Annotated in this window: 13 protein-coding genes and 1 pseudogene; 4 read left to right on the top strand and 10 right to left on the bottom strand. The window is 64.9% G+C overall.

What is annotated here, in order from left to right; translation table 11 throughout:
• Nucleotides 1-85: 85 nt before the first annotated feature.
• From FGF80_RS00135 to FGF80_RS00125, 3 genes are all read right to left on the bottom strand, one after another.
• The gene (locus FGF80_RS00135; protein WP_138651489.1) at nucleotides 86-826 is read right to left on the bottom strand and encodes a type 1 glutamine amidotransferase; all 741 of its coding nucleotides are present in this window, start codon (nucleotides 824-826) and stop codon (nucleotides 86-88) included.
• 160 nt (nucleotides 827-986) lie between these two features.
• Nucleotides 987-2,240 (bottom strand): class I adenylate-forming enzyme family protein, encoded by a 1,254-nt coding sequence (locus FGF80_RS00130; protein WP_138651487.1) that lies wholly within the window; start codon nucleotides 2,238-2,240, stop codon nucleotides 987-989.
• 291 nt (nucleotides 2,241-2,531) lie between these two features.
• Nucleotides 2,532-3,317 (bottom strand): alpha/beta fold hydrolase, encoded by a 786-nt coding sequence (locus tag FGF80_RS00125; RefSeq protein ID WP_138651485.1) that lies wholly within the window; start codon nucleotides 3,315-3,317, stop codon nucleotides 2,532-2,534.
• Between the two features lie 241 nt (nucleotides 3,318-3,558).
• Between FGF80_RS00125 and FGF80_RS00120 the strand changes: the two genes are divergently transcribed.
• Complete coding sequence (locus tag FGF80_RS00120; RefSeq protein WP_138651483.1) at nucleotides 3,559-4,752, top strand: MFS transporter; 1,194 nt, start codon at nucleotides 3,559-3,561, stop codon at nucleotides 4,750-4,752.
• A gap of 69 nt (nucleotides 4,753-4,821) precedes the next feature.
• Here the strand turns inward: FGF80_RS00120 and alaS are convergent, their stop codons facing one another.
• The 6 genes and pseudogenes from alaS to FGF80_RS00090 all read right to left on the bottom strand — a co-directional run bounded on the left by alaS (nucleotide 4,822) and on the right by FGF80_RS00090 (nucleotide 10,653).
• The gene (alaS, locus tag FGF80_RS00115) at nucleotides 4,822-7,599 is read right to left on the bottom strand and encodes an alanine--tRNA ligase (RefSeq protein WP_138651481.1); all 2,778 of its coding nucleotides are present in this window, start codon (nucleotides 7,597-7,599) and stop codon (nucleotides 4,822-4,824) included.
• A gap of 307 nt (nucleotides 7,600-7,906) precedes the next feature.
• Nucleotides 7,907-8,413 carry an ankyrin repeat domain-containing protein gene (locus FGF80_RS00110; protein ID WP_138651479.1) on the bottom strand — a complete coding sequence of 169 codons (507 nt, stop codon included), beginning with the start codon at nucleotides 8,411-8,413 and terminating at the stop codon, nucleotides 7,907-7,909.
• A gap of 6 nt (nucleotides 8,414-8,419) precedes the next feature.
• Nucleotides 8,420-9,077: pseudogene (locus FGF80_RS19715) on the bottom strand (GH-E family nuclease); the annotation flags it as partial.
• A gap of 40 nt (nucleotides 9,078-9,117) precedes the next feature.
• Entirely contained in the window at nucleotides 9,118-9,456 is a 339-nt protein-coding gene (locus tag FGF80_RS00100; RefSeq protein WP_138651475.1) for a hypothetical protein, read from the bottom strand.
• Nucleotides 9,453-10,022 carry a hypothetical protein gene (locus FGF80_RS00095; protein ID WP_138651473.1) on the bottom strand — a complete coding sequence of 190 codons (570 nt, stop codon included), beginning with the start codon at nucleotides 10,020-10,022 and terminating at the stop codon, nucleotides 9,453-9,455. Before FGF80_RS00095 ends, FGF80_RS00100 begins: the two co-directional genes overlap by 4 nt.
• Before the next feature lie 37 nt (nucleotides 10,023-10,059).
• Nucleotides 10,060-10,653, bottom strand: coding sequence for an eCIS core domain-containing protein (locus FGF80_RS00090; RefSeq protein WP_138651471.1), 594 nt, complete (start codon nucleotides 10,651-10,653; stop codon nucleotides 10,060-10,062).
• A gap of 603 nt (nucleotides 10,654-11,256) precedes the next feature.
• Here FGF80_RS00090 and FGF80_RS00080 point away from each other — a divergent pair.
• Both FGF80_RS00080 and FGF80_RS00075 read left to right on the top strand, forming a co-directional pair.
• Nucleotides 11,257-11,475 (top strand): HalOD1 output domain-containing protein, encoded by a 219-nt coding sequence (locus FGF80_RS00080; protein WP_006185026.1) that lies wholly within the window; start codon nucleotides 11,257-11,259, stop codon nucleotides 11,473-11,475.
• Between the two features lie 118 nt (nucleotides 11,476-11,593).
• On the top strand, nucleotides 11,594-13,666 hold the full coding sequence (locus FGF80_RS00075; protein WP_138651467.1) for a GAF domain-containing protein: 2,073 nt from the start codon (nucleotides 11,594-11,596) through the stop codon (nucleotides 13,664-13,666).
• 19 nt (nucleotides 13,667-13,685) lie between these two features.
• Here FGF80_RS00075 and FGF80_RS00070 read toward each other — a convergent pair whose 3' ends face one another.
• Complete coding sequence (locus FGF80_RS00070) at nucleotides 13,686-14,678, bottom strand: replication factor C small subunit (RefSeq protein WP_006185024.1); 993 nt, start codon at nucleotides 14,676-14,678, stop codon at nucleotides 13,686-13,688.
• 162 nt (nucleotides 14,679-14,840) lie between these two features.
• On the opposite strand from FGF80_RS00070, the gene FGF80_RS00065 reads away from it, so the two are divergent.
• Complete coding sequence (locus tag FGF80_RS00065) at nucleotides 14,841-15,935, top strand: bactofilin family protein (protein WP_138651465.1); 1,095 nt, start codon at nucleotides 14,841-14,843, stop codon at nucleotides 15,933-15,935.
• Nucleotides 15,936-15,962: the final 27 nt, after the last annotated feature.

Here is a 15,962-nt window from a genome sequence, read left to right as displayed (position 1 = left end):
ATCGGAACGGAATACGGACAGTCCGGCGTACAGGAGTGGTTACGGCTACAGCACAGGGCGCAAAACGGACGACAGGGAAAGACGATCAGTCGGAACGACCGGTCGATGCCGCCGAATCCTCGCTCTCGGCCATGACTACGGCGTCTTCGGCCTTCACCTCGCGGACGAACTCGAGGAAGTTGTCGAAGACGAGTTTCGCCTCGCAGGAGCGGCGATAGTTCTCGTCGGTGATCTCGGCGAGGATCGACTCGCGGCGGTCATCGGAGAGGTCCTTGCGGCCGACGAGTTCGCGGGCGGTTTTCGCGTCGTACTCGGGGTGGAACTGGACGCCGAAGACGCGGTCCTTGCGGAAGCCGTGATTGGAGTAGTCGTTGGCCGCGAGGGGGTCGGCACCGGGCGGAAGGGCAGTGACCGCATCGGAGTGGCTGGTAAAGGACAGGAAGGTCTCGTCGATGCCGTCGAACAGCCGCGACTCGCCGGTGTGTTCGATCTCGCTGTAGCCGACTTCGTAGACGCCCATGTCTTCGACGGTGCCCCCGAGGACCTCGGCGAGCAGCTGGTGGCCCCAACAGACCCCGAGGAAGGGGATGCCGCGGTCGATCGCCTCGCCGACCCACTCCTTGACCGGTCGCATCCAGTCGTCGTCCCAGTAGACCGACGATCGGGAGCCGGTGACGACGGCACCGTCGTAGTCGAAATCGTCGGGGACCGTCCCGTCGGTGGCGTCGAACTCCGCGAGCGAGCCGTCGAGTTCGCGCCGGAAATTTCGCGTCGTGTTCTCGTCCCGGTGAGCCGCGTTCAGGACGGCGATTCGGGGATGACTCATTACGCCATAGTGGCCACTCGATAAGAATAGGTGTTCCGTCCGGTGCCGTGGTTGCCGCGACCGCCGACGGCGAGACGCGCCACTGGGACGAGTGGCGCGCTGACATCTCGAGACTCGAGTCCGGGAGATCGGGGGCGGGAACGGATCGGCTCGCCGCGTCTCACGGCAGGTGATAGTTCCCGGTGTCGTCCCGGCGGGCCCGATCGCCCGTATCGAACCAGCCGTCGGCGACCCAACCGCTATCGCCGGCATCGTCCTCGGCGCTCGGGAGCGGAGCCGGCTCGGGCCACTGTTCGTCGTCGGTTCCGGCAGCGTTTACGTAGCCGTCGGCGACGACCGGTCCCGAAAGTTGGATGCGGCCGACGGCTGCCCCCTCGAGGACCGACCCATCGTCGTCGACCAGCCGGGCACGACAGTCCGGAACCGGGCGGCCGACCGGTGACTCGTCGGCGTCGCCGACGCGGGCATCGTCGGCAACTCCCTCACTCAGGGCCGTCGGACACTCGAGACGACCGTAGACCCGTGCGACCGGTACGTCACGGTCTCGGTAGGCATCGATCACGCCCCCGTCGACCGGGGCCGCACAGATCGCCCGCTCGAGTGAGTCGGCGGCCGCGTCGAAACCCGATTCGGCCGCGATATCGCGGAGGGCCGCCGGCCGGCCGGGCAACAGTGTCGCTCCCTCCGCGGCGATGGCCCGCGTCGCGTCGCCGGGATCGAAGGCCCGATCGAGCAGGAGCGTCCCGCCGACGTACAGCACCGACAGCGCGACGCGGACGAGTCCGTCCGGGGCCGAAAGCGGCGTCGTCAGCGGGACGACGTCGTCGGCCGCCAGCCCCCACGTAGCGATCCCCGTCCGGCAGTTGCGCTCGAGCGTCTCGCTCGCGTAGCCCGCGACCGGTCGTCCCGACCGGCCGTGGAGGGCGAGCAGGGGGGCCTCGCCCGGCCGTCGGTCGTCGACCGCGAGACCGGCGTGATCAGTCTCGGACAACTCCTCGAGCGTCACCCACCGGTCGAACGGGACCGACCGGATCAGATCTCGCTGGGCCGCCTCCGCGACGACGAGCTCGGGCTCGAGGATGTCGAACGGGCGCTCGACGGATGCAGGTGTCAGGAGATGGGAGACCGGCGCGAGCGTCGCCCCGAGCCGTCGGCAGGCGAAAAACAGCCCCACCACTGCGATCCGGTTTCGCGTGATGAGACAGACCGTATCGCCGGAGCCGATCTCGAGCGCGGCGAGCCGTTCGGCGGTTCGGGCCGCGATCGCCGACAGTTCGCCGTAGGAGACCCGATCCTCGTGGATCGTCGCCGCGGGCGCGGAGAGGCGGGCCTCGGAGATGTCGACGATCGCCGTCCGGTCGGGAAAGTGGTCCGCCCGGCGGGCCAGCGAGAGGGTCACGGCGGTCGCTTCCACCCTCGCGTACGTAGTAGGGCGGGGCTCAGTCGCAAGCACGGGAACGGGAGCCGAACGGACGACTGGGACGGCGCGCTGAGCAGCGATGAGCGGGGGGCGAATCGCTGCTCGAAGCGCGAGGGATGAGCGAGCGGTGCGAGGGGCGAACGAAGTGAGTCCCCTCGGTAAGCGAGCGAATCGGGTGGGGAGGGCGTGGCTCACTCTGGTGTCACAATCGATCGGGTAAGCGTCGCTGTCGCCGAGCCGACGCCGCGAACGCTCCCTCTCGAGTCCTCCCGCCGCCCGACCGAATCACTCGGACTCGTCCGTCTGCGCCTCGAGAGCGCCCAGCAACAGATCGTTGACCGTCCGCGAGCGCTCGACGAAACAGAGGTGGCCCGCGCCCTCGAGCGCCCGGAACTCCCCGCGGGGCAGCCCTCGCGCCAACTCCTTCCCGGTCGCGGGCGACACGAGTTCGTCCGCGCCGCCGTGGATCACCCGCGTCGGCTGGGTCACCTCGACCAACCAGTCGGTCGCGTCGAACTCCTCGAGCGCCGCGACCTGTGCCTCCCAGCCCGCCCGGTCGGCGTCGCCGTCGGCCCGCCAGTCGACGATCCCCTCGCGCGCGTCGGGCTGGGCCTCGAGAAACGCCGGGGAGACCGCCATCTCGAGCGACGCCTCGAGCGCATCCCGATCGTCGGGCGGGGCAAACAGCGGCGCGAGGTCGAACGCCGCGCCCCGCGGCGCAGTCCCGAACAGCGTCAGCGTCTCCACGCGACTCGAGGTCCGGGCGGCCTCGAGCGCGATCGCTCCGCCGAGGCCACAGCCCACGAGGTGCGCGGCGGTGAGTTCGCAGTCGGCCAGCACCGCCTCGAGATCGGCGACGAGCGTCTCGAGGGTGTAGGGACCCGGCGGCGAATCGGAGCGGCCCGTTCCCCGCAGGTCCCAGACGACGGCCTCGTGGGGGCCGGCGACGGCGGCGTGTTGCCAGCCCCACAGCCAGCCGCCGAGACCGGCCTCGGGGACGAAGACGACGGGCTCGCCCTCGCCAGCGCGGTCATAGTACAGCGAGACGGCTCCGTTCGATGCGGTCGGCATACGAGGACTATCCGGGTGGAGCAAGGCGACGGTTTCGATTCCAACCGACGGCTCGCGTCACCGGGAGCGGTACGACGAGGTGGCTCGCGGGAAACGACCCAGGGACGAGAAAACGCAGTCGGGAGCCAGGTCCGTGAGCATGCCGTTCCCGACTGTGAAGGCGAACCCGGACGGATGAGGCCAACCGTTGGTATCACTGTTCGATAGGTTTTTCGCAGACACGTGTCAAGCAACAGCGTCTATGCGAACGCATTTATCTACTCCACTGACGGACACGCAGCAATCACGGACGGTCGTTATCATCTTTGCGAGTACGCTCGTGAGCGTAATGGGCGTCTCCCTCATCAGCCCGGTACTGCCGACGATTCAGACGGCGTGGGACATTTCGGCGAGTCAGGCAAGCCTGCTCATTTCGGCGTTTACTTTGCCCGGTGTCGTTCTCACACCGTTCGTCGGACTCGTTGCCGACCGCGTTGGCCGCAAGCGCGTCCTCGTCCCGGCGCTGTTCCTGTTCGGCGTGAGTGGCATTGCAGTCGTGTTTGTCGGCGGCTTCACGACGATTCTCGGTCTCCGCGTCGTCCAGGGAATCGCCGGCAGTGCCATTATGAGTCTCACCGTGACGTTGCTCGGTGACCTGTTTTCGGGAGCCCAACGGAGCCGCCTCATCGGACTGAACGCGGCAATCCTCGCCATCGGCGCGGCCGGCTACCCCCTACTTGGTGGGAGCCTCGCACTGCTCTCGTGGGCCGCCCCGTTCGTCTGTTTCGGGCTCGGGATCGTCGTCGCGATTGCCGGCTCCGCGGTCCTTACCGAACCCGAGGGGGGCGAAAGCTCGTCCGGCCTCTCCTACGTCGCTAACGCGGTCCAGGCGGTCCCACTGTGGAGAGCGATCGGGCTGTATGCGGCTGTGTTCGGCATTTTCCTGATTCTCTACGGCGCACAGCTCACGGTCATCCCGTTCATTCTCGACGAATCCTACGGGTTTTCGTCCGGAACGATCGGGCTGTTGCTCGGACTCCCGGCAGTCACGATGGGACTGACATCCTCGCAGTCGTCCCGGCTCATTCGCCATCTCTCGCCCCCGCGACTCATCACGCTCGGGTTTGTGACCTACGGGATCGGGATGACACTCGCCGCACTCACCCACTCGGTCGTCGTCCTTGCCGGCGCACTGTTCCTGTTCGGTATCGGGCAGGGGTTTGCGGAGCCCATTACTGATACCGCACTGAACACACTCGCACCCGATGCGTTCCGTGGCGGCATTATGAGTATCCGAACAAGCGTGCTGCAGTTCGGAACGACTGTCGGACCGCCGGTGTTCGTTGCTGTCGCCTCGATCGTCGGCTACGCCAATACGCTCCTCATCGCCGGGATCGCCGCGGTCGCCCTCGGTGTCTCCGCGTTCGGCGTCCTCACGCTTTCGAAGACCGCGTAACTGACGCCCCATTGAACGGAGACACGGCTGGGGGCGTACAATCGGAGTCCGGAAAAAAACGTCGACCGATCAGGCGTTCAAGACCTGTCGCAACACGTCGGGCGCGTCCTCGAGCGCGTCGTCCAAGTCCTCGACGTTGGGGCCCCCGCCCTGGGCGAAGTCCGGCGGGCCGCCGCCGCCGCCGCCGACCTTCCCGGCGAGTTCCCCGACGACTTCGCCGGCGTTGACGCCGACATCGTCGGGAACGGCGACGACGAACTGGGCACTGCCCTCGCCGCTCCCGAGGACGGCGATCTTGCCCGCCTCGACGAGGGCGTTCGCAGTCGCCCGCAGTTCGTCGACATCGGCGTCGATCCTGTCGATGACGGCCGTCGCGTCGCCGACCGCGACTTCCTCGCCGCCGACAGCGCCGCCGGCGCGAGCCTCCGCGAGTTGCTCCGTCAGATCCTCGATCTCCTTGCCTCGAGCCTTCCACTCCTTGAAGAACCGGTCGGCGGTTTCGGGGACGTCTTCGGGCGACACGTCGAGGATTTCGGCGGCCTCGTAGAGAGCGTCCTCCGTCTCCTGAGTCGCCTCGATGGCGGCCTCGCCGGCCGCGAAGGTGAGCCGCTCGACGCCGTCCTGAACGCGCTCGGTGTTCAGGACTTTGATCGCCCCGATGTCGCCGGTACGGGCGACGTGGGTGCCACCGCAGGCCTGGGTGTCATCGTCGACGTGGATCAGCCGGATCTGCTCGCCCGGCGGAATCCCGCCCTGATAGAGGTCGAACCCGTGTTCGGCCTCGGCGTCGTGGCGATCCGGCCACTCCTGGGAGACCGCAGTGTTGTCCATCACGATTTCGTTTGCACGGTCCTCGATCCGCTTGACGTCCTCGCGGCCGATTCGATCGTAGTGGCGAACGTCGATCCGCGACCGCTCGACGCCCTTCTGGGCACCGGCTTGCCGGATGTGCTCGCCGAGGACCTGCCGCGCGGCGTGGATGACGATGTGGGTCGCCGTATGATGGCGCATGAGCTGTCGACGACGACCGCCGTCGACCTGTCCGTTGACCAGTTCGCCTTTCCCGGGGTCCTCGTCAGTCCGGTGACAAATGACGCCGTCCTCGATCTGGACGTCCTCGACCTCGACGGTCGTCTCGTCCGTCGAGAGCGTCCCGGTGTCGGCGGGCTGGCCACCGCCTTCGGGGTAGAACATCGTCTGGTCCAGGACGACATCGTAGCCCTCGTCGCGCTCGAAGACATCGAGAACGACCGCTTCGAACTGGGTCCGCTGTTGATCATCGTAGTAGAGCTTCTCCGTCTCGGGGAGGTCCTCGAGACGCTCGTCCTCGTCCTCCTCGGCCTCCGTAACCGTCTCGGGCGTGTCGTGGCGCTTCGCGACGAGGCTGTAGAAGTCGTCGGGAACCGCGACATCCGCGCCGGTTTCCGCGGCGATCTCGGCGACCATATCGGGCTGGATGCCGTGGGAGTCGTAGAGTTCGATCAGTTCGTCGGTCGGGATGGCCTCGCCTTTCTCGGCGTACTCCTCGGCCAGCGCTTCGACCCGGCGACCGCCGCGCTCCAGGGTCTCGCGGTACTTCTCGACCTCGGTGCGGACGATGTCGCGGATCGTGTCGCGGTTCTCGTAGTCGAGTCGGTCGGCCTGCATGTCGACGAGTTCGTCCAGCGGCGCGTCGACGCCGACCGTGTCACAGAGTCGCTTCGTGCGTCGGAGGACCATTCGGGCGAGATAGCCCGTCCCGACGTTCGAGGGGACGATCCCGTCGCCGAGCATGTACGCGAGGGTACGGCAGTGGTCCGCGATCGCGTAGATGTCCTCGAGCGGTTCCATCAGGGCCTCGAGTTCGGCCGCGTCGACGTCGAGTTCGGCTGCGATCTCGCCGCGAGCGGTTTCCATGTCCTCGGCCTCGTCGATGTCCATGTGGCCCGCGAGTTTCGCGGCGCGATGGATCAGAGCCTCCTGCTCGTCGGTGTGATCGAGGCCGGCGTTGTCCTTGAGGAAGGCGATCATATCGGGATAGACCGCCTCGTAGACGGTCGGGGTGCCCTGGGAGACCCAGGTCCACCGCTCGAGGCCGTAGCCCGTGTCGACGATGTAGGTGTCCATCGGGCTGTAGCGGTTCCCGTCTTTCATCTCGTACTCGCCGTCGGGGTCTTGCTCCATCGACATGAAGACCAGCGTCGCGAGTTCGACGCCGCGGTAGATGACCTCGATGGCGGGCCCGGCGTTGCCGCCGCCGACCCACGGGTCCTCGATGTAGATGACCTCCTCGAGATCGACGCCCATCGACTCGAAGAAGCCGTCGCAGAGTTCGACGGTATGGTCCTTCCAGTAGACCTCGCCATGATAGGCGTACTCGTCTTCGGCGACATCCTCGCGCGTGTTGAACGCGTGGTGGGCCATCATCTCGAAGGCCATCGTATGCCGGCCCGTCTTCCCGACGTTGTCGATGTCCTGCATTCGAATACAGGGCTGGGAGACCGTCAGCGGGTTCGCGGGCGGGGGCGTCTCGCCGCTGGTCACCAGCGGCTGGAAGTCATAGATCGACGCCTGTGTCAGCAAGACGTCGTCGCGCCAGCGGTTCGCCGCGACCGGGTAGGGATCGATGCGCTCGTGATCGTTCGCCTCGAAATAAGAGAGAAAGGCCTCGCGCATCTCGGTCAGGTCGTACGACTCGTCGAATCCCGAGTTATCGATGAAGTCGTACTCTTCACAGGGTGGTTCACCACAGGTCACCCTGCTCTCGTCGCGCGTCCAGAAGTGAGCACCACACTCCGGGCACTCCTTGCGCTCGAATCCTTCCTCCTCGAAGTACTCGAGGCGGTACTCCTCCTCTAGTTCGCTCATTACGCGTGTATTGACCCTGCAGCGCGTAAAACAGTTCCGCAACTGACGCCGCGAAAGGATCGTCCGACACGAACGTGATCGGCCGCAACACGCGTCTAGTTTATCGAAAGCAACGCACAGCGACGTGATCACTCCAGTGGCCCCCACTTGTCTATCCAGCAGTCGAGTCAGTCCACTGTCACTACTTACACGACGGCATTCTGGCCGCTAGCGATCCGAATTTCTAGACTCGTCACGGAATCCCTCACGGGAGAGGACAATGCATGCGAGAGCCACACGTGTTACACAGGTCATAATCGAGTCGGACCTATTCCTCAGTATAGGATTCCATCAGCTCTGCTACGTCCGTTTTCCCGATCCGTCTCAACCACTCCAGCACCGATTCTCCAGACTGATCCGATGCCGTCGGATCAGCACCATGCTCGAGGAGCATTTTTAATTTATCACCTCTTTGTCCTCTCGTCACCGCCATCGAAAGTGCACATCTCCCGTTATTATCGAAGGTATTCGGATTCGCACCCTCCTCAAGCAACACCTTCGCTGTGTCATAGTTTTCAACTTCCAAAGCAGTAAGCAACGGGGTGAGGCCCCCGTCGTTCTGAGCATCAAGGTCGATTCCTCGATCAATCAGTTCCCTGGCTATGTCTGGGCGACCTGAGCCAGCCGCCTCGTGTAAGAGCGTATTCCCATTATTAGCTCGATGCGTCAGGTCAGCGTCGTCGATGAGGTCGTCGAATGTCCCTCTCTCGCCCAGAATAATCGCATTCTCGATGTCGGTACTACTGTACAGATCGTCGGACTCATTGTCAGTCATAGGTTATCACTCCAGTGGCCCCCACTTCTTTTTCCAATACTGTCCGTTTTCTTCATGTTTTCCGGAACTACTCGCGTGTGGACATTCCGGTTGATAATGGTCAGGGTTTCTATACTCTGCTAAGAATTCCTCACGGGAAATGATTCCTCTCAGATAGTACTCGACCAGATACCGATACTCTCGCCTGGGTTTGTGCCCCATGCACCAGTTATCCCGATCAAGCGGTATGCCCTCAACTGCACAAAGCACATCGCCATCAGGATCCTGCCACCTGTTCCACACCGCTTCTCGCTGTCCCGGTGCGTAGTCAGGACGTCTCTCGTATCCGTAGGGTTTCTCCTTGCGTTCGGTTCGCTGTGCAGCGATCTCCTCTTTTAGCGGTCCAAACTTTCCGTTCTCCCGTCGGATCTGATCGTCGTGGTGCCGCTGGATATGGACAGTCGTCCCCATCCGACTGATCGTCAGTGGTTCGTCGGAGAGCGCAGCCCTCGCCGCATCATCGGCTTCCCGTTCCAAGCGCGGATCGGGATCGATCTCGAGATCAGCCCCTTCCCGGGGCATCATGCTGATCGTCGCACCGCTGCGTTGCTGTGTGACGTGGACGAGTTCGTGGGCCAGCAAGTGCTCCATCCGGCGACTCAGGATCGTACTCGCCGTCGCTGAATCGATTTTAGTAATTTAATCAGTTTCAATAAGACCGTAGATCAACGCGTTATTTCTTTTTCCACTAGAATTCCCGTCTCTACGTCGACCCGACATCGTGCACCGATTGGGTTTACAACCCAAACACCACGCTCATTTATATATATATTAACATATGCTTGGTCTGCAGTCGGGTCGTCACTAATCGGTTCTATTTCCCAAAGACGATCTCCATTTTTCGAGAAGGCTATAACGTTCTGATTATCTATCGTTCCGATCGGTACATCGAGTAATACCACGACTACATCATTAACTCGAACTGTCTCCTTTATTGGGTGGCGGAGAGTAACCGTTGTCTCCCCAATCGTCAACTCTTTCCCATCAACGCTTACAGTTGTCATGGCGATTTACCTCTTGGTTCGTCACTAGACTCTTCAAATGTTTTCGTGATCTCGTATGCATCATCACTTAGACGAGTTTCAAGTTCGACCTGCGGCCAGCCCCCGTTCTGGCCAAAATTCGGCTTGATGGTGCTTATACGCATTGCTGTTTCTGCAGGGACTGTAACCGTTGAGATGTATTTTGGACGTTCCGGAAGAGCCAGATTGTTTTGTAGTTCTTCTGCTGTCACGTTATCTATCTCAGTTGGATCTAGCCCACCAACCTCTTCCGGAGGGATGAGCCAATACCCATTTTGGTTGTCATTTCCGTGCGCTCGTAGCATCTCAACATCATCATTCATATCACCGCTAGAAATGAATTGAAGAACTAGCGAGTCTGGATCGTGCGGAGGGTCGTACCAATCGGGGTACCGCTCTTCCTGACTAGGTTCCGAGCCAGATAGAATTTGAGCTAATTTTTCGTGGTTCTTCTGAATCCACCGTATTCTGTGTTCAGCTTTTCGAACCTCACTTTCTTTTTCAATTCCAAAAATATCCGTTATAACAGTGATATCTTCCTCCGACAATGGTTGGATATTCAGAAACCTTCTGATTGTTTTCGCATCACTTGTTGAAAGATTTCGTGAGACCGCCGCTGCGTTGCTGTGTGACGTGGGCGAGTTCGTGGGCCAGCAAGTGCTGTCCCTCCGGTGACTCAGGATCGTACTCACCGGCATTGAACACGATGTCGGTCCCGCAGGTAAAGGCCCTCGCGTCGATCGCCTCCGCGGCCTCGGCGGCCTTTCCGCCCGTGTGAATTCGGACGGTCGAGAAGTCGGCGTCCATCCGTTCCTCGAGAGGGCGTCGGAGGCTGAGGTCCAGGGGCATGCCGCCGCTGCCGATAACGGCCAGTACCTGCTCGGGGACATCGTCACGCGAAGTGTCGGTCCCCGCGAGGGAGCGCTGGATGTTCCGCTCGCGTTTGCGGCGGGCGCGGTCGCCGGGTGACGGGACCGCGACGCCGTCGGGGACGGTCGCTGCCTCCGGCACTGCGGTGTCCGGTTGTGCTGGGGCCGGGTGCGCCGCTGGCGACTGTTCCGCCAGCGGACGGGGATCGCGCTCGGAATGGTCGGCGGTCCGCGTGGCTGACTGCGTTTCGGCCGCCGGTTCGTCGGCGTCCGATGCCGATGACCGCGTGCGCCGCTGTTTCTCTCGCATTTAGCCACCCCCTCGAGTCGCGGGGCCACACCGTCGGGTCCGGTCGTCGGGATGCGGGTACATTTTATTCAAAGAAAAGATACGTCTATATAAATATTTCCCGCAGATGATCCATATCGTACGCCGATCGACGGCTTCGCCCACGCGATGACCGTCTCGGTCACCGCCCTCCTCGAGCGCGCGGTCGCGCGACGTCGGGCGTCGATCCCAACCGATCAGTATCCTAACGTTCTTTCGGATAGATTGCGTACCGCACGGATGCGCACGAAAGTGCGCCAAGCCGGAGTGCCACAGCATCCAACCAAGCACTCCGGCTCAACGATCCGCCCCCGCGTAGCGGGAGCAATCCACCATTGGCGTTGGCGAAATAAAGACCTGCCGACGTCCGTCGACCAGTCGCAACCCTCGCTGGCTCGCTCGCCGGATCGCTTCCTGTCGCGTCGGGGCCTGTACACGGAGCTACACATATGGTCTCGAGCATCACACTCCGCTGCGACTGTGGTACAGACATCCGTCTCGCGCCGACGGACGACACGACGACCTGCCCCGACTGCGAGACGACGTTCGCGCTCTCGCTCGTCGAAGACCCCGAGCACGATACCCATGCATCCAGCACTCGCCACGGCTCTCGATCGTATCGCGGCCCGTAAGGGCTGTGCCCCGGCAGCCCTCCCCCCGCTGTACGAGGCCGTCGATCCCGACGCGCTGACTGCCGTCCTCGAGTCGAACCCGGACGTGACCGTTCGCTTCGACTATGCCGGCTATCGCGTCGTGATCGGGCCGGAGCCTGACGAGATCGGGGTAATCGACCGTCGTGTGTAGGGACGCGTGAACGGTGAAGCAGGGCGTTTTCACGCGTCCCCAAACGCGGTCCGGGACGGACGGCAAAGCTTTATCCTGACGGACGGTCACAGCACATAGACAATTGAACGGCGAGGGGATGACGACGGCGACAGCGACCCAGCGACCGCGAACAGTGCTCTACGTGGCCGACGCGGAGGCGGCTGCCAGCGACGGCGCTGGCGCTCTCGAGGGGGTCGAGGCCGGGCCGGAGCGGTCGGTCCACGCCGTGACGGCCGTCGATCGCGTCCGGAACTGGGCCCCCGAGGCCGACTGCGTCGTCTTCGCCGAGACGCCGACGACGGCCGCGGGTGCCTCGCTGCTCGAGGTGATCGAGGGCTGTGGCTCGACGCCGGTGATCCTCTTTACCGAGCCGTCGTTCGCGCCGACGGCCGCGCGGTCGACAGACGGCATCGACGGCTACGTCCGCCGGGACACCGACGACGCCGTCGCCCACCTCGCGGACGAGATCGAGTGGGTCTGTCGTGAGACCGGGGACGCGGTGAGCGCCGACCGCGCCGCGTCGACCCCCGGACCCGCCGAGCGCTTCCTCGAGTCGGTCCCCGAGGTGGCGGCCTGTCGCGACCGCGACCGACTCTTCGAACGACTGGTCGAGACTGCGGCGGACGCCCTCGACTGCGAGACCTGCTGGCTCTCGACGGTCCACTTCGGGGAGTTTACTCCCCGAGCGACCGCGTTGGGGGTCTCCGACGACGACCTCGAGCCGATCTCGCGCGACGGGGTCCTCGACGAGACCCTTCGAACCGGTGAGACGCTTCGGATCGACGAGATCGACAGTGACGACCGACTGACGGCCCCCCTCGACGGGGTGACGTCGCTGTGTTGCGTTCCGGTGGGCGATATCGGACTCCTGCAGGTCGCCGCCGAGGAGGCGGCCGCGTTCGACGACCGCGACTGTGACTCGCTGGCCGCGTGGTGTCGCGTCGCCGCCGCGGTCCTCGAGCGGATCGATGCCGACGCGAGCCACAGGACGGCCCGCGAGCAACTGCAGCGGGAGCGCGATCGGCTGCGGACGGACCGCGACCGACTGGCCAGCGAGCGGGACGAGCTGGCGGCCGAGCGCGACCGCCTCGCCGACGAACGCGACCGCTTCCGTGCGCTGTTCGCGACCATCCCGGAGCCGGCGGTCCGCTACGAAATCGACGACGGACGGGTGCTCGTCCGGGACAGCAACGACGCCTTCGACGAGGTCTTCGGGACCGCTCCAGAGGGGGTCGGCGGCGAGGAGCCCGTCGCGCCGGGACTCGAACACCGACGGGCGGCGCTGCTCGAGTCGCTCCGGGCGGGCGAGCGCTGCCAGCTCGACAGTCGTCGAGAAACCGTCGACGGCGTCCGCGAGTTCCTGCTGACGCTGGTACCGGTCGACGCTGGCGCGAGCGACGGGGGGGCATCCGACGCTCATACTCCCGAAGGGCTGCTCGTCTACAGCGACGTGACCGAGACGAGCCGCCGCGAGCGGGAAGTCGCCGCCGCCGAGGCCCGACTCGAGACGATCGAGACGCTGGTCGACGAGGAGATGCGGACGCCGCTGAACGTCGCCCGTGGCTACCTCGAACTCGCCGCCGAAACCGGCGCTGCCGAACACTTCGCGGAGGTCGACGACGCTCAGGAGCGGCTGCGGGAACTCGTCGATCGGCTCGTCTCGATCGTCCGGCGGGACGACGTGCTCGTCGAGACCGAACCCGTCGCCATCCACGACGTCGCGCGGCGGGCCTGGGTCACCGTCGAGACCGGCGATGCACGGCTCGTGACGCACACGGCCGACGACCGCGTGCTCGAGGCGGACAAGGCGCGGCTACGGGAGTTGTTCGAGCAGTTGCTGGGGACCATGATCGACACGGCCGAGAGGAGCGACTGCGGAACGAAAAGCGGCGACGAAACGCCGGCCGAGACGGCGGTCGTCACCGTCGGTGCAACCGATGACGGGTTCTACGTCGCGCGACGCGACGCCGAACCCGACGCCGCGGCCGCCGACGGCAGGATCGAGACGGAGCCCGACTCCGACCAGTTGACCGCGGCCGACGGCACCGGCTTCGGACTCGAGACTGTCGAGCGCATCGCCGACGCCCACGGCTGGACCGTCGGCGTTGCGGCGGACGACGGACGTATCGCCGTCGCGTTCCGCAGCGTCGACGCCAGCGACGGCCACTAGCCGGGGGGTCGACCGCCGATCAGGCGTCCGTCTCGAGCGCCAGCGACGCCAGCATCGCCTCGAGTTGCAGGCGCTCGTTTGCGCCCTCGGTAATGCGGTAGTCGACTTCGCCGAGTCGCTCGAGCAACCGCACGGTCGCCCGCTCGGGAACGTCGAACTCCCAGGCCGACCGGTGGAGTTGGTCGATGACGTCGCCGCCGGCGAGCCCGCGCTCGGTCAAGAGGTCCTCCAGGGCGGCACGGGCAGCGGTGAAGTCGCCGTCGATGGCGTGGTCGACCATGGCCTCGACCTCCTCGGGGCGGGCGGTGGCGGTGATCGCGAAGACGGTCTCCTCGTCGACGGTTTCGCCCATCACCGCGGCGGCCTGCAACGCGTTGATCGCCTTGCGCATGTCCCCGTCGGCCGCGTAGACTAACGCGTCGACGCCGTCGTCAGTCACCGCGATGTCCTCGGTGGCCGCGATTTCGCGTACCTGTGCTTCGATCGCGTCCGCGGAGAGTTCGGTAAAGCGAAAGACCGCACAGCGGGACTGAATCGGGTCGATGATCTGACTCGAGTAGTTACACGAGAGGATGAATCGGGTGTTGTTCGAGAACTGCTCCATCGTCCGGCGCAGCGCGGACTGGGCGTCGGAGGTCAAGGCGTCGGCCTCGTCGAGGAAGATGATGCGATGGGAGTAGCCGCCGAAACTCGAGCGGGCGAAGTCCTTGATCCGGTCGCGAACGACGTCGATCCCCCGCTGATCGGAGGCGTTGAGTTCGAGGAAGTTCTCCTGCCAGTCGTCGTCGTAGACCTCTCGAGCGATGCTTTTCGCCGCTGTCGTCTTTCCCGTGCCGGCCGGCCCTGCAAAAAGGAGGTGGGGGAGATCGTCCTGCTCGACGTAGTTTTTGAGCCGCGGAACGATGTCCGTGTGGCCCTTGATGTCGTCGAGTCGCTCCGGGCGGTACTTCTCGATCCAGACTTCGGTTTTGCCGGGTGTTGGCTCCGCCGCCTCGGCGTCGGCCTCGCTCATACCGGTCGAAGGTGGGGCCGCAAGATAAAACGACCGAAGGTCGCCATCGGATCGCGTCGCCGACAGTCCAGGGGTGGCGAACCGATCACGAGACCGGACCGTTTTCGTCCCTGACACCGTGGTGTCGGGTTTTACACCCTGCTCGAAGAAGGAGCACGCGCAATGGTTGGCTCAAGCACACGATCGCGGCTCGTCGTCATCGCAGTGGTCGTCTTCGCCGTCGTCGGCACCGTTCCGGTGCTGGTCGCCGCACAGAGCAACGGGCAAACCGGCGGAACGATCGTCGTCGAAGAGGGCGAGACGGTCGATACCCTCGAGGGGATCGCCGGCTCAGTCGTCGTCCGCGGGACCGTCACCAACGATGTCAGCGCCGTCGGGGGCGACGTGCGGATCGAACCGACCGGTTCGGTCGGCGGCGATCTCGAGGCGGCCGGCGGGAGCGTGACTATCGCGGGACCCGTCGAGGGCGACGTGAATGTCGGCGCGGGGAGTCTGATACTCACCGAGAACGGGACCGTCGGCCAGGACCTCACGGCCGGCGTCGGGAGCGCGACGATCGACGGCACGATCGACGGCAACGCCGAAATCGGTGCGGAAACGATCCGGCTGGGAGAGAGCGCCTCGATCGCGGGCGATCTCCGGTACGACGGCGACCTCGAAGGGAACACCGACGCGGTCGCGGGCGACATCGTCGAGGACTCCTCGCTCGGCGTCGACGTCGCACCGACGATTCAGCCCTTCGCATCGTGGCTGTTCACGGCCTACGCGCTGGCAGTGAACCTGCTACTCGGAGCCGCATTGCTCGCGCTGTTCCCGCGGTTCTCCGACGGGGTCGCCGACCGCGTCGCATCGGGTCCCATTCGCTCCGGGCTCGTCGGGTTGCTCGTGTCCGTTGGGATCCCGGTCCTCCTGATCGCGCTCGCGATCACCGTCATCGGGCTTCCGCTGTCGCTCGTGGGCGGCTTCGCGTTCGGCCTGCTGCTGTGGATCGGGACCATCTACGGGCGCTTCGCCGTCGCCGCGTGGCTCCTCTCGCTGGTCGGGCTGGGCAATCGCTGGCTCGCGCTCATCGTCGGGCTGGTCGCCGGCGCTGCCCTCGGCCGGCTTCCGATCCCGTTCGTCGGCGGTGTGGTCAACCTGCTCGTCCTCCTGCTGGGACTCGGCGCGCTCGTCCGCGCCCTCTACGGCCACTGGCGCGCCGGCCGGAAGCGCGGTCGAGAGCGGCGAGCCGGATCGGACGAGCCGGCGGCGGAGTGAGCGACGAGCCGAGCCTCGAGCGACGCG

The sequence above is a fragment of the Natrinema pallidum genome, from assembly GCF_005890195.1.
Classification (GTDB): domain Archaea; phylum Halobacteriota; class Halobacteria; order Halobacteriales; family Natrialbaceae; genus Natrinema; species Natrinema pallidum.
This window is presented reverse-complemented; position numbering and strand designations above follow the sequence as displayed.

Bases quoted from the DNA above. Each gene is read 5' to 3' on its own strand.
- alaS (WP_138651481.1), bottom strand. From the start codon at position 7,599: ATGAGCGAACTAGAGGAGGAGTACCGCCTCGAGTACTTCGAGGAGGAA.
- FGF80_RS00075 (WP_138651467.1), top strand. From the start codon at position 11,594: ATGACGACGGCGACAGCGACCCAGCGACCGCGAACAGTGCTCTACGTG.
- FGF80_RS00120 (WP_138651483.1), top strand. From the start codon at position 3,559: ATGCGAACGCATTTATCTACTCCACTGACGGACACGCAGCAATCACGG.
- FGF80_RS00110 (WP_138651479.1), bottom strand. From the start codon at position 8,413: ATGACTGACAATGAGTCCGACGATCTGTACAGTAGTACCGACATCGAG.
- FGF80_RS00070 (WP_006185024.1), bottom strand. From the start codon at position 14,678: ATGAGCGAGGCCGACGCCGAGGCGGCGGAGCCAACACCCGGCAAAACC.
- FGF80_RS00065 (WP_138651465.1), top strand. From the start codon at position 14,841: ATGGTTGGCTCAAGCACACGATCGCGGCTCGTCGTCATCGCAGTGGTC.
- FGF80_RS00125 (WP_138651485.1), bottom strand. From the start codon at position 3,317: ATGCCGACCGCATCGAACGGAGCCGTCTCGCTGTACTATGACCGCGCT.
- FGF80_RS00080 (WP_006185026.1), top strand. From the start codon at position 11,257: ATGCATCCAGCACTCGCCACGGCTCTCGATCGTATCGCGGCCCGTAAG.
- FGF80_RS00135 (WP_138651489.1), bottom strand. From the start codon at position 826: ATGAGTCATCCCCGAATCGCCGTCCTGAACGCGGCTCACCGGGACGAG.
- FGF80_RS00090 (WP_138651471.1), bottom strand. From the start codon at position 10,653: ATGCGAGAGAAACAGCGGCGCACGCGGTCATCGGCATCGGACGCCGAC.
- FGF80_RS00100 (WP_138651475.1), bottom strand. From the start codon at position 9,456: ATGACAACTGTAAGCGTTGATGGGAAAGAGTTGACGATTGGGGAGACA.